Raw genomic sequence first — 13539 nt, 5'->3', positions numbered from 1 at the left:
ACGCCCGACCACACGACGGACGGGAGGCACGGTGCCAGCTGGCACCGTGCCTCCCGTCGGTCTGTGACCCGGGTCAGCCCTTGAGGCCCGAGCCCGTCACGCCCTCCACGATCTGCCGCTGGAAGATCAGGTAGAGGATGATCAGCGGCAGCGCCGCGAGGATCGCGCCGGCCTGGATGTCGGCGTAGCGCTGCCCGAAGCTGCCCTGCACCGTGGCGAGCCCGACCGGGATCGTCATGAGGTCCGGGTTCGACAGCACGAACAGCGGCAGGAGCAGGTTGTTCCAGACACCGACGAAGGTCAGGATCGCGACCGCGGCGATCACCGGACGGGACAGCGGCAGGATGACCGACCAGTAGATCTTCCACATGCCCGCGCCGTCGATGCGTGCGGCCTCCTCGAGCTCCTTCGGGATGCCGTCGAAGAACTGCTTGAAGATGAAGACCGCGATCACGGCCGGTACCTGCGGGAAGATCACCGACCAGTACGTGTTGAGCAGGTTGACCGCGTTGAGTTCCTGGAAGATCGGGATGATCAGGACCTGCGTCGGGATCATGATGCCCAGGATGATGAGCAGGAACGCGACGTTCCGGCCGCGGAACGCCAGACGGGACAGCGCGAAGGCCGCCATCGAGGCGAACAGCACCGTCAGCGCCGTCGTGACGAGGCTCGTCACGCCGCTGGCGAGGTACCAGTTCCAGATGTCGCCGGACTGGAACAGCGACGCGTAGGAGTGCAGCGTCGGGTTCCAGTTCGACAGGATCGCGTTCGTGCCCAGGGCCGCGACCCCGTTGTCGGACAGCGACGTCTTCAGGGCGAACAGGCTCGGGATCAACCAGATGATCGCGAACACCGTGAGGATGATCGCGGCGGCGACGTTGAAGCCCTTGCCGGAGACGCCGATCTTCGCGGCGTTGGCGGGGGCGGCGGACGAGACGCCGGAGCGGAACCTCGGCCGGTTCGTCGTGATGCTCTCGGTGGCGGTCATGTCAGGCCCCGATCTCTCGCTTGGCGGCAGCGCGCTCGACGAGCTGCCGGATGACCGCGATCGCGACGATCACGATGAACAGGAGCACCGACGCGGCGGATGCTGCCCCGAGTCGGTTGTCGGTGAAGCCGACACCGGTGATGAGCTGCAGTGAGACCTGGGTCGAGATGCCCGGGCCGCCGTTCGTCATCAGGTACACCTGGTCGAAGATCTTCAGGCTCGCGATGATCTGCAGCAGGATCACCAGCGTCGTCGTGCGGCCGAGCAGCGGCAGCGTGATCGACTTGATCTGCTGCCAGTTCGACGCACCGTCTACCGCGGCGGCCTCGTACAGCTCGCGGGGGATCTCCTGCAGACCGGCGAGGTACAGCACGAAGTTGAAGCCGAGGGTCCACCACACGGTGGCGATCGCGACGCCGATCATGGCCGTGTTCGGGCTCGCCAGCACGCCGGCCCCGGGGGTGAGGCCGATCGCCTGCTGGATCGAGGCGAACAGGCCGGTCGCCGGCGTGAAGATGAACACCCAGATGAGCGAGATCGTCGCCGACGGCAGGATGAACGGCAGGAAGAACGCCAGGCGGAAGAACCACTGCCCGCGGTTCATCCGGTTCGTCAGCACGGCGAAGACGAACGCCAGGACCACCAGTGGCGGTGTCGTGTAGAGCGTGAACTGCAGGGTGTGCCAGAGCGACGACCAGAAGTCGGCGCGTCCGAGCATCTCCGCGTAGTTCGCGAAGCCCGCGAAGCTGCCGAGGCCGGTGCGCACGGTCGAGGTGTTGAAGAAGCTCGTGACGAGCATCCACACGGTCGGGCCGAGCAGGAAGGCCACGTAGAACAGGCCGAAGGGCGCGAGGAAGAGCCAGCCGGTGCGGCCCTGTCCCCGGTTGGTGGAGTTCACGCGGGAGCGCGTGCCACGGGTGATCGCGGCCGCGTCCGTGGGTCGGGTGAGAACTGGTGCAGCGGTCACGTCATCGTGCCTCTCGTGCGGTGTTCACTACGGACGTCGGGGTGGCGTGCCCGGTCACAGCGGGCTCGGGGTGTTCAGGTAGGTGGACAGCTGGTCCTTGATCGCCGAGAGCGCCTGGGCGGGCGAGCTGCTGCCCTGCTGCACCAGCGCGAGCTGGGCCCCGACGGTGTTCTCGAAGGTCGACCCGGACCCGCCGTACCAGGCGGGGTCGTCGAAGACCGCGGTCTCCGCGGCCGAGGCGTAGTTCGACTGCGGCGTGAGGTCCTTAAACTGCTTGCTGTCGAACGTCGGCAAGTACGCGGGGACGTGACCGCCCTCGGCCCAGGTCAGGCTCTGTTCGAGCATCTGCTTGATGAAGAGCATGTGGGCCTTGCGCTGCTCGGGCGTCCGGTCCTTCCGCGGCAGGATGAAGGTGTGCGAGTCGGCCTGCGTCGCCGGCTTGTCGAAGAGCTGCGGGATCGGCACCATGCCGAACTTCAGCCCCTTGATCGACTGGGCGGTGCTGATCTCCCACTCGCCCTGCATGAAGAAGCCCGCCTTGCCGGTGAACATCAGCGTCTGCGCGGTTGCGTAGTCGAGACCCTTGTTCAGCCAGCCGTTCTGCACCCACTTCTGGGTCATGTCGGTGACCTTCGTGTACGCGTCCTCGTTCACGGTGAGCTTCGCGCCGCCGTCGCTGATGAACGGCGTCGCCCCGTTGATCTGGTTGTACATCGTCCAGAAGAAGCGCCACGGGGTCGCGACCTCGCTGACGTTCGCGACGTTGAGCGCGGTGCCGCCGGTGACCTTCGCGACCGCGGCGAGGGCTGCTTCGAAGTTCTCGAGGCCGTTCAGGTCCTTGAGCTTCCCGTCGGCGTCGATCAGCCCCGCCTTCTGGCACACGTCAACGTTGTAGAAGAGCACGAAGGGGTGCGTGTCGAGCGGGATGCAGATGTTCTTGCCGTCGGTCTTCTGCGCGGTCCAGGCCTTCTGGTTGAAGTCGCTCGCGCTCAGGCCGACGCTCGCCAGGTCGTCGCCGGTGATCGGGTCGAGCAGGTCGCCGTCCCACAGCGGCTTCGCGCGGGTCAGGTGGGCGATCGCCACGTCCGGCGGCTTGTTGCCGACGGTCGCCAGTGTGACCTTCGAGTAGTACGGGTTGCCCCAGGCGAACGTCGTCGCCTGCAGCGAGGACGGCCCGCCGTGCTGCTTCGCGTAGCCGGCCTCCATCGTCTGCATGCGGACGCCGTCACCACCGCCGAACAGGTTCCAGAAGACGAGGGTCTCGGGGTTGAGCGGGGCACCGGCGACACCGGCGGCGAGCGGGCTCGAGCACGCGGCGAGGGGGAGGACCGCGGCGCCGGCGGCTGCACCGGCGAGCAGTGTCCTGCGGGTGAAGGCACCGCCGCGGGACTGCGGGGTGGGTACGGCTGATCGGATCGGCATGGCATCACTCCATCGGGACGGGCCGAGCGGAGCGGTCGTTGCTCCGTGAGCGCTCACAGTAGCGGCACGGTCGGGGGTGCGCCACCCCTTTCGTGAACGTTACGACTCGGGCGCGCCGCCGCTTCCCCAACCGGTCCGGACCCGCTAGCGTTCCATGAGACGTGAGCGCTCACTTTCGTACCGGGCTGATCACGTCGCACCGCGAGCCCCTACGTCGATCAAAGGAGATCCATGCCCCGCACACACCTCGTCCTCGACGCCGCGTTCACCGTGGGGCCGGTGCGCCGTCGCCTGTTCGGTGGGTTCGTCGAGCACCTCGGACGCCACGTCTACGACGGCATCCACGAGCCCGCCCACGAGACCGCCGACGAGCACGGCTTCCGCAGGGACGTCATCGACCTCGTCAAGGAGCTGAACGTCTCGGCGATCCGCTACCCCGGCGGCAACTTCGTCTCCGGCTACAAGTGGGAGGACGGCGTCGGCCCCGTCGAGCAGCGTCCGCGTCGCCTCGACCTCGCCTGGCACTCGACCGAGACCAACGAGGTCGGCCTGCACGAGTTCCAGCACTGGCTCGACGCGGTCGACTCCGAGCTCATGCTCGCCGTGAACCTCGGTACCCGCGGCACGCAGGAGGCCATCGAGCTCCTCGAGTACGCGAACATCGACGCCGGTACCGCGCTCAGCGAGTACCGCCGCTCGAACGGCCGCCAGGAGCCGTTCGCGATCAAGATGTGGTGCCTCGGCAACGAGATGGACGGCCCGTGGCAGCTGGGCCACAAGAACGCGGAGGACTACGGCAAGCTCGCCGCGATGACCGCGAAGGCCATGCGGCAGATCCAGCCTGACCTCGAACTCGTCGCGTGCGGTTCGTCCGGCGCCTCGATGCCGACGTTCGGCGAGTGGGAGCGCACCGTCCTCGAGCACGCCTACGACGACGTCGACTACATCTCCGCCCACGCCTACTACGAGGAGGAGGGCGACCTGACCTCGTTCCTCGCCTCGGGAGTGAACATGGACCACTTCATCGACACCGTCACGACCGCCGCCGACCACGTCAAGGCGCACAAGAAGTCGGACAAGCGGATCGACATCTCGTTCGACGAGTGGAACGTCTGGTCGCTCAGCAAGTGGAACGAGCAGCAGAAGACCTTCGAGCTGCAGGACTGGCCGGTCGCCCCGCGCCTGCTCGAGGACGTCTACACGGTGGCGGACGCGGTCGTCGTCGGCGGTCTGCTCATCTCGCTGCTCCGCCACGCCGACCGGGTCGCCTCGGCGAGCATCGCCCAGCTCGTCAACGTCATCGGCCCGATCATGACCGAGCCGGGCGGCCCCGCTTGGCGGCAGACGACGTTCTTCCCGTTCTCGGTCACCTCGAAGCTGGCCACCGGCACCTCGCTGCAGGTCAAGGCGTCGGGCGACACGGTCGACGGCGGCAAGTACGGCGAGGTGCCGGTCGTCGACTCGGCCGCCACGGTCGAGGACGGCAAGGCCGCGGTGTTCCTGGTGAACCGCCACCAGACCGAGACCACCACCGTCACGATCGACCTCGCGGGCATCGGCGCCGACGGCGACGTCCGTGCCGAGGGGATCTGGGACGACGACGTGCACGCCGTCAACGACCTCGCGGACCGTGAGCGGGTCGGGCTCCGCACGAACGAGACCGTCCGCCGCGAGGGCGACACGATCACGATCGAGCTGCCGCCGGTCTCCTGGACCGCGGTGTCGATCGGCTGACCCGACCGCCGACCACGGTCGGCGCACGAACGCCTCGGCGAGCGCTCCGGTGAGCGTCGAGTGAGCACGGAGGGCACCGGCCCGCGCGAGCGGACCGGTGCCCTTCGCTCGTGTCCGGCCCGTGTCAGCGTGCACGGGCCGGTGCCGGACGGGAGGCGCGGCGCGGTCCGGTCGCGCGCCTCCCGACCCGAGACGCACTGGACGGGAGGCGCGGCACGGTCCGGTCGCGCGCCTCCCGTCCGCCGGTGGGTCAGTCCGCGGACGGCCGCATGTCGTACGTGACCCACGGCGTCGCCTCGGCGACGCGGTCGTAGACCGCCCGCGCGGTCGCGTTGTCCTCGGCGGTGATCCAGCGGACGACGCTCGCACCCTCGGCGGCGGCGGTGGCGGCGGCCGCGTGCAGCAGCGCGGTCGCGACGCCGCGTCCCCGGGCGTCGGGCGCGGTGAACAGGTCGTCGAGGTACAGCCCGGTCGTCGCCGACGACGGGCGGGCGAAGCGCCGGAGGTCGGCGAGCCCGAGCAGGTGGCCGTCGGCGTCCTCGGCGACCAGACCGGACAGCCCGTGCGCGCCCGTCGACACCCAGTGCCAGGTGGTACGGACCGCCTCGGCGTCCTCGGGCAGGCGGTAGAAGGCGCGGTAGCCGGCGTACAGGGCCTGCCAGGCGTCGGCGTCCGTCGACCGGACCGGGCGGATGTGCACCGTCCTCGAGCGGGCGCGGGCCTTGATGTCCGCGATCACGGCGGACTTGGCGTCGGCGTACGCGTTCGTGTCCTCCCACGACTGCTCCATGAGCGCACGCTTGGTGTCCTCGTACCGCTGCCGGTCGGCGTCGTCGCGGCGGAGCTGGTCGCGGAGCAGCAGGTAGTCGTCGAGCTCGGGGGCGCCGTGCTCGTAGACGTGCACGTGGGCGTCCCGCCCGGGCGTGCGGACGAGCCGGTGCCCGGGTTCCCGCACGCGGAGCTCGTACCCGGCGTCGAGCAGCGGGGCGAGGTACGCGGATTCGTCGGTGACGTCCGGCACGGCCACCGCCACGTCGACGATCGGCTTCGCGGCGAGGCCCGGCACGGACGTCGACCCGATGTGCTCGATCGTGACGTGCTGCCCGGACAGGGCCGCGGCGATCCGTGCGCGGTGCTCCGCGTAGCGGGCGGACCAGGCGGGGTCGTGGTCGTGCAGTCCGACGGTCAGCGGTTCGGGGCCGCCGACGATGTCCACCGCGGAGACGTCGGTCTGCGCGTGCGAACCCGTACGGATCCAGTGGTGGAGCAGGGTGTGCCCGTCCGGGTCGACCACGCTGCGCTCGTACCGGCCGCCGGCGTGCTCGATGACCCGACGCGACGCGGGGTTCGTCGCGTCGCAGGTCAGCATCACCTCGGGCAGCCCGCGCTCGGCCGCGAGCGCGACGACCTGGGCGAGTGCAGCGGACGCCAGGCCCCGCCCCCGGGCCGACGGACGGACGCCGTACCCGACGTGCCCGCCGTACGAGCGGAGGAAGTCGTTCAGCTCGTGCCGGAGGGCGATGCTGCCGAGGTACTCGTCGCCCTCGACGATCCAGCGGTAGGTGCAGGTGACGTGTCCCGGGCTGGCGGGGACGGTCTCCTCGGCGAGCAGCTGCTCCACCCAGTGCTCGAAGCCCGCTCGGGCCTGCAGTGCGGCGGCGTCGCGGATACCGGCACCGTCCTGGTGCGCGCCGCCCCACTCCTGCAGGGCGCGGCGGAAGGACGGGAAGTACTCGGGGGAGGGGGCGACGAGTTCCATCCCGAGATTCTAGGGGTGCTCAGGCCGGTGCCCGGGTCGGCGGCGGTGGGGCGGTGCTCGCCCGCTCGACCAGGCTGACCGGCACCAGGTCGGTCGAGGTCCGGACGGCCGTGCCCTCGATCTGCGCGAGCAGCGTCGCGACCGCACGGCGCCCGACCTCGTCGAAGGACTGGTGCACGGTGGTGAGCGGCGGCCAGAACGACTCCGACTCGGGGAAGTCGTCGAACCCCACGACGCTCAGGCTCTCCGGCACGGCCCGACCGGCCTCGTGCGCGGCCCGGAGCACGCCGAGCGCGGTCTGGTCGTTCACCGCGAAGACGGCGGTGATCTCGGGGCGCGCCGCGATCTCCAGCCCGGCGCGGTGCCCGTCGGCCGTGGACCAGCCGCCGGGGAAGACCGGTGGGACGGCGCGACCCGCGCGCTCCAGCGTCTCCCGCCACGCGGACAGTCGGCGCTCGGCGGAGTACGAGGCGGAGGGCCCGGCGACGTGCCAGACGGTCTCGTGCCCGAGGTCGAGCAGGTGCTGCGTGGCGAGCCGGGCACCCTCGGCCTGGTCGATGTCGATCGAGGGACGGTCGGTCGTGCCCGTCGAGTCCACCACCACGAGCGGGACACCGCTCGGCAGCACGACCTCGGCCGTGTCGATGATGTGCGACTCGATGACGATGACGACGCCGTCGACCGCCTGCTCGTGCAGCCGCGAGAGCGCGGTGCGGACACCCTCGCCGGTGCGCGACGCCATCGGCAGCAGGGTGATGGTGAAGTCCGCCGCCGCCGCTGCTGCCGAGATCGCCTCGAGCGTGCGCATGTTGCCGAACGACGCGAGCGTGAACATGATCACGCCGATGGTCCGGAAGCGACCGGACCGCAGCGCCCGCGCCGCCCGGTTCGGCCGGTAGCCCAGCTCGTCCATCGCGCGCTGGACCCGGTCGCGGGTGTCCGGACTGACGTTGTCGAACCCCCGGGCGACCCGCGAGACGGTCTGCATGGAGACGCCGGCAGCATCGGCGACGGCGGCCAGCGACGGCGCACGACGCGGTGCGGTCAGGTCGGTCGACAACGCTGTTCCCTCCGTTCGGCGTCCTCGAACGCTAGTGCATGTTGACGTTGCCATGCTACGGTGGCGTCGTCCGATGTTGACGTCAACATCGACGTCCTCCGGATCGGTGCCAGCGCAGGCAGGGCACGTCCCGATCGCACCGACAGGTGCACGGTCCGGAACCCGAACGCAGCAGACAAGGGAGTCACATGAGCACGCTCGCAGCGCGCCCGGCCGAGGCGGCACCGCCCGCGCGGCCGTCCGCTCGCCGCCCGAAGGTCCGGGGGCGGTACACCGGCTGGCTGTTCGTCGGCCCCTTCGTCGTCGTCCTCGTGGCGATGCTCATCGTGCCGATCGGGTACGCGCTCTGGCTCAGCCTGTTCCGCGACCAGCTCATCGGTGGCAACCAGTTCGTCTGGTTCGCCAACTACGTGCAGCTGTTCCAGGACGCACAGTTCTGGTCGGGCCTCGGCCGCGTCGCGCTGTTCCTCGTCGTGCAGGTCCCGATCATGCTCGGCCTCGCCCTCGTCGCGGCCCTCGCGCTCGACAGCGCTCGGCTCTGGGGCACCGGGTTCTTCCGCATCGCGGTGTTCCTGCCCTACGCGGTGCCGGGCGTCGTCGCGGCCCTCATCTGGGGCTTCATCTACGGCAACCAGTTCGGTCTCACCGGCGCCGCGAACAGCGCGCTCGGCATCGACCTGCTCCAGCCGTTCAGCCCGACCTGGGTCCTCACGTCCATCGGCAACGTGGTCACGTGGGAGTTCCTCGGCTACAACATGCTGATCTTCTACGCGGCCCTCCGCGTCGTCCCCGGTGAGCTCTACGAGGCCGCCGAGCTCGACGGCGCCGGCCCGCTGCGCACCGTCTTCTCGATCAAGCTGCCCGCCCTGCGCGGCCCGATGGTCATCGCCACGATCTTCTCGATCATCGGCAGCTTCCAGCTCTTCAACGAGCCGAACCTGCTGAAGACCCTCGCCCCGAACGTCATCGGCAGCGCCTTCACCCCGAACATGTACGCCTACTCGCTGTCCTTCAGCGGCCAGCAGTTCAACTACTCCGCCACCGTCGCCATCGTCATGGGCGTCATCACCGCCGTGATCGCCTACGTCGTCCAGGTCCGCGGAACCCGCCAGGAGAACCGATGAGCACCCTGCAGCACCCCGCGACCGGCCCCGCCGGCGGGACCGGACCGGCCACGGTCACCGAGGCGACCACCACGCAGCGCGACCCGCGCGACCGCGCGACCCGTGCCTCCCGGCCGCGCCGCGCCGGCAAGCCCGTCGACGGACGCAAGGTGAAGCGCTCCGGTCTCCTGACCGCCGTGATGGTCGTCTTCGTCGTCTACTCGTTCGCGCCGCTGTTCTACCTGCTGGTGAACAGCACGAAGACCCAGGCATCGCTGCTGTCGACGTTCGGCCTGTGGTTCGGCGGCGACTTCAACCTGTGGCAGAACATCGTCGACACGCTCACCTACAACGACGGCATCTTCATGCAGTGGCTCGGCAACACGCTGCTGTACGTGGTCGTGGGTGCCGGTGGCGCGACCCTGCTCGCCACGGTCGCCGGCTACGGCATGGCGAAGTTCCAGTTCCCCGGCCGTCGTGCGGTCTTCGCCGTCGTCCTCGGCGCGATCGCCGTCCCCGGCACCGCCCTCGCCGTCCCGACCTTCCTGCTCTTCTCGCAGTTCGGCCTGACGAACACCCCGTGGGCGATCATCCTGCCGTCGCTCATCAGCCCGTTCGGCATGTACCTCATCTGGACCTACGCGATCGACGCGATCCCGACCGAGCTCATCGAGGCCGCCCGCATGGACGGCGCCGGCGAGTTCCGGATCTTCTTCACCATCGCGCTGAAGCTCCTCACCCCCGGCGTCGTCACCGTCCTGCTCTTCGCGGTCGTCGCCACCTGGAACAACTACTTCCTGCCGCTCATCATGCTGAGCGACCCGAAGTGGTACCCCCTCACGGTCGGCCTCAACCAGTGGAACGCGCAGGCCACCGGCTCCGGCGCGCAGCCGATCTACAACCTCGTCGTCACCGGATCGCTCCTCACGATCATCCCGATCGTGGTCGCGTTCCTCTTCCTCCAGCGCTTCTGGCAGTCCGGCCTCGCGGCCGGCTCCGTCAAGGCCTGACCGGTCGGACGGGAGGCACGTCGGCAGCCCGCCACGCTCCTCCCGACCGGCACACAGCAGCACCACCCCAGCCCCAGATCACGAAGAAGTGGAAGGCAACCCATGAACAAGCGTCTCCGGCGCGGGCTCAGCGCCCTCGCCATCGGCGTCACCGCCGCCATCGCGATGACCGCCTGCGCCTCCGGCAGCTCCGCCGGCGGCTCGGCCGACGACATCGACAAGGCCCTGAAGGACGGCGGCACGCTGACCTACTGGTCCTGGACCCCCTCGGCCAAGGACCAGGTCGCCGCCTTCGAGAAGCAGTACCCCAAGGTGAAGGTGAAGCTCGTCAACGCCGGCACCGGCGCCGACCAGTACACCAAGCTGCAGAACACGATCAAGGCCGGCTCGGGTGCGCCCGACGTCGCCCAGGTCGAGTACTACGCGCTGCCGCAGTTCGCCCTGTCCGACTCGCTCGTCGACCTGTCGTCGTACGGGTTCGGCGACCTCGAGAGCAAGTTCTCGAAGGGCACCTGGAGCAACGTCGCCATGGACGGCAAGGTCTACGGCCTGCCGCAGGACTCCGGCCCCATGGCGCTGTTCTACAACAAGAAGGTCTTCGACGAGTACGGCATCGAGGTGCCGTCGACGTGGGACGAGTACATCGCCGCGGCCAAGAAGCTGCACGAGGCGGACCCGTCGAAGTACATCGCGGCGGACTCCGGTGACGCCGGCTTCACCACGAGCATGATCGCCCAGGCCGGTGGCACCCCGTTCACGACCGACGGCGACAAGATCACCATCGACCTGCACGACGCCGGCTCGCAGAAGTGGGCGAAGACCTGGGACCAGCTCGTCGAGCAGGGCCTGCTGTCGAAGACCACCGGCTGGACCGACGACTGGTACAAGCAGCTCGGCAACGGCGAGATCGCCACGATGGTCACCGGTGCATGGATGCCCGGCAACCTGATGGCCAGCGTGCCGGACGCCAAGGGTGACTGGCGCGTCGCCCCGATGCCGACCTACGACGGCGGCAAGGCCCAGACGGCCAGCAACGGCGGCAGCTCCGAGGTCGTCATGAAGCAGTCGAAGAACCCGGCCCTGGCCGCCGGCTTCCTCAAGTGGCTCAACTCGTCGGAGGAGTCCACGAAGGTCTTCATGCAGTCGGGTGGCTTCCCGTCGACCACCGCCGACCTCGACTCGGCCTCGTTCCTGGACGAGAAGCCGGAGTACTTCGGCGGTCAGGACATCAACAAGGTCCTCGTCGACGCCTCGAAGACCTCGGCGAACGACTTCACCTACCTGCCGTACCAGGTGTACGCGAACAGCGTCTACGCCGACACCGTCGGCCAGGCGTACCAGAACGGCACCTCGCTCGAGAGCGGTCTCGAGGCCTGGCAGAAGGTGCTCGTGAAGTACGGCAAGGACCAGGGCTTCACGGTCGAGAGCAAGTAACACCCGCGTTCCCCACACCCCGGGGCCGTGCGGACACCACGTCCGCACGGCCCCGTCGTACGAGAGAGACACACCATGCGCTTCGCCATCGGCGACTCCGACTTCCTGCTCGACGGCGAGCCGCACCGGGTCCTGTCCGGCGCGATCCACTACTTCCGCGTGCACCCGGACCTCTGGCAGGACCGGATCCGCAAGGCGCGGCTGATGGGCCTCAACACCATCGAGACCTACGTCGCGTGGAACGCCCACGCGCCGCAGCCGGGGACCTTCAGCTTCGCGGGCGGACTCGACCTCGGTCGCTTCCTCGACCTCGTCGCCGCCGAGGGCATGCACGCCATCGTCCGCCCCGGGCCGTACATCTGCGCCGAGTGGTCGAACGGCGGCCTGCCGTACTGGCTCTTCGCCGACGGGACCGTCGGGGTCCGGCGCAACGAGCCGGGGTTCCTGGCCGCCGTCCGCGACTACCTCGAGCAGCTCGCACCGGTCCTCGTGCCGCGGCAGATCGACCAGGGCGGGCCGATCGTGCTCGTGCAGGTCGAGAACGAGTACGGCGCGTACGGCTCGGACGCGTCCTACCTGCGTGCGCTCGAGCAGATGCACCGCGACATCGGGCTCACCGTGCCGTTCACCAGCGTCGACCAGCCGATGGGCACGATGCTCGAGGACGGCTCGTTGCCGTCGCTGCACAAGACCGGGTCCTTCGGGTCCCGCTCGACCTCGCGTCTGGAGCGGCTCCGGCAGGCACAGCCGACCGGGCCGCTGATGTGCTCGGAGTTCTGGGACGGCTGGTTCGACAGCTGGGGCGAGCACCACCACACCACGCCCGCGGCCGCCTCGGCGTCGGACCTCGACGACCTGCTCGCCGCCGGCGGCTCGGTGAACATCTACATGTTCCACGGGGGCACGAACTTCGGCTTCACGAACGGGGCGAACGACAAGGGCGTGTACCGGCCGATCGCGACGTCGTACGACTACGACGCACCGCTCGACGAGGCCGGTCGACCCACGGAGAAGTTCCACGCGTTCCGGTCGGTGATCGAGCGGTACGCGCCCGTGCCGCCGCTGCCCGACTCGATGCAGCCGGGTGGGTCGGGCGTGCTGCCCGCGCCCGACACGTCGGCTGCCGGGTCCGTGGGTCCGGGCGCCGGCCTGGAGGCGCGCCCCACCCCCGCCACGGACGTCGCCGTCCGGCTCGACCGGGTCGCACCCCTGCGTGCCCTGCTGCCCGCGCTGACGGACTGGACGACGCACGACGAGCCGCCGACCTTCGACGCGCTCGGCGCCGCCAGCGGCTTCGTGCTGTACCGGACCGAGGTCGACCTGCCCGACGGTGGCGTCCTGACCGTCGGCACAGAGGTCCGCGACCGGGCGATCGTGTCCGTGGACGGGGTCGTCGTGGGTGTCCTGGAGCGCGAGCACCACGACCGGGCGATCGCGCTCCCGCCGGTCACCGGCACGCTCGAGCTCCTCGTCGAGGACCAGGGGCGCGTCGACTACGGGCCGCGCATCGGCGAGCCGAAGGGCCTGATCGGCGGCATCGCGGTCCACGGCGTCCCGCTCTCCCGGTGGTCAGCGTCGCCGCTCGCGCTCGACCCGATCGCACCCGCCGCACTCGACCAGCTCGCCGCGCTGGCTGCTTCCGACGGCGACGTGCTGGCCGGGCCGGTGCTCGCCGCGGGGTCGTTCGACCTGTCGTCCACCGAGGACCGGTACCTGTCGCTCGACGGCTTCCGCAGAGGCGTCGCCTGGGTGAACGGCTTCTGCCTCGGACGGTACTGGTCGCGGGGACCCCAGAAGACCCTCGCCGTCCCGGGACCGGTGCTCCGTGCCGGCCGGAACGAGGTCGTCGTGTTCGAACTGCACGCGTCGGCGTCCCGCTCGGTCTGCATGCTCCTCGAGCCCGACCTGGGCCACACCGAGGCGTAGCGCGGGCGCGTGTCCGGGGGCCGGGCGCCGGGCACTTCCGGGCGTACCTGGTGAGAACGGGCGTACCTGGTCGGACGGATCGACCAGGTACGCCCGTTCTCGCTTTCCACCGCGGGTGTTCTGGGAAGGATCGGGC

10 protein-coding genes are annotated in these 13539 nt (G+C 69.8%); 5 read left to right on the top strand and 5 right to left on the bottom strand.

Annotated elements, in window-relative coordinates; translation table 11 throughout:
- Window positions 1-73 precede the first annotated feature (73 nt).
- From C1N91_RS12340 to C1N91_RS12330, 3 genes are all read right to left on the bottom strand, one after another.
- Window positions 74-988 carry a carbohydrate ABC transporter permease gene (locus C1N91_RS12340; protein ID WP_137767947.1) on the bottom strand — a complete coding sequence of 305 codons (915 nt, stop codon included), beginning with the start codon at window positions 986-988 and terminating at the stop codon, window positions 74-76.
- Between the two features lies 1 nt (window position 989).
- Window positions 990-1886: a carbohydrate ABC transporter permease gene (locus tag C1N91_RS12335; RefSeq protein ID WP_254678242.1), complete on the bottom strand. Its 897-nt coding sequence runs from the start codon at window positions 1884-1886 to the stop codon at window positions 990-992.
- 123 nt (window positions 1887-2009) lie between these two features.
- Window positions 2010-3377 (bottom strand): extracellular solute-binding protein, encoded by a 1368-nt coding sequence (locus C1N91_RS12330; RefSeq protein WP_137767945.1) that lies wholly within the window; start codon window positions 3375-3377, stop codon window positions 2010-2012.
- Window positions 3378-3608: 231 nt separating this feature from the next.
- Between C1N91_RS12330 and arfA the strand changes: the two genes are divergently transcribed.
- Window positions 3609-5111, top strand: coding sequence for an arabinosylfuranosidase ArfA (gene arfA, locus C1N91_RS12325; RefSeq protein WP_137767944.1), 1503 nt, complete (start codon window positions 3609-3611; stop codon window positions 5109-5111).
- Window positions 5112-5361: 250 nt separating this feature from the next.
- Here the strand turns inward: arfA and C1N91_RS17235 are convergent, their stop codons facing one another.
- Both C1N91_RS17235 and C1N91_RS12315 read right to left on the bottom strand, forming a co-directional pair.
- Window positions 5362-6870 (bottom strand): GNAT family N-acetyltransferase, encoded by a 1509-nt coding sequence (locus C1N91_RS17235; protein WP_137767943.1) that lies wholly within the window; start codon window positions 6868-6870, stop codon window positions 5362-5364.
- A gap of 19 nt (window positions 6871-6889) precedes the next feature.
- Window positions 6890-7930 carry a LacI family DNA-binding transcriptional regulator gene (locus tag C1N91_RS12315; protein ID WP_302640995.1) on the bottom strand — a complete coding sequence of 347 codons (1041 nt, stop codon included), beginning with the start codon at window positions 7928-7930 and terminating at the stop codon, window positions 6890-6892.
- 188 nt (window positions 7931-8118) lie between these two features.
- Between C1N91_RS12315 and C1N91_RS12310 the strand changes: the two genes are divergently transcribed.
- The 4 genes from C1N91_RS12310 to C1N91_RS12295 all read left to right on the top strand — a co-directional run bounded on the left by C1N91_RS12310 (window position 8119) and on the right by C1N91_RS12295 (window position 13403).
- A complete protein-coding gene (locus C1N91_RS12310; RefSeq protein WP_137767941.1) occupies window positions 8119-9054 on the top strand; it encodes a carbohydrate ABC transporter permease in 936 nt (311 codons plus the stop codon).
- Entirely contained in the window at window positions 9051-10043 is a 993-nt protein-coding gene (locus tag C1N91_RS12305) for a carbohydrate ABC transporter permease (RefSeq protein ID WP_058749014.1), read from the top strand. Before C1N91_RS12310 ends, C1N91_RS12305 begins: the two co-directional genes overlap by 4 nt.
- A gap of 102 nt (window positions 10044-10145) precedes the next feature.
- On the top strand, window positions 10146-11477 hold the full coding sequence (locus C1N91_RS12300) for an ABC transporter substrate-binding protein (protein ID WP_137767940.1): 1332 nt from the start codon (window positions 10146-10148) through the stop codon (window positions 11475-11477).
- Between the two features lie 75 nt (window positions 11478-11552).
- Window positions 11553-13403 (top strand): glycoside hydrolase family 35 protein, encoded by a 1851-nt coding sequence (locus tag C1N91_RS12295; RefSeq protein ID WP_137767939.1) that lies wholly within the window; start codon window positions 11553-11555, stop codon window positions 13401-13403.
- Window positions 13404-13539 lie beyond the last annotated feature (136 nt).

It is taken from the genome of Curtobacterium sp. SGAir0471, assembly GCF_005490985.1.
Lineage (GTDB): Bacteria > Actinomycetota > Actinomycetes > Actinomycetales > Microbacteriaceae > Curtobacterium.
This window is presented reverse-complemented; position numbering and strand designations above follow the sequence as displayed.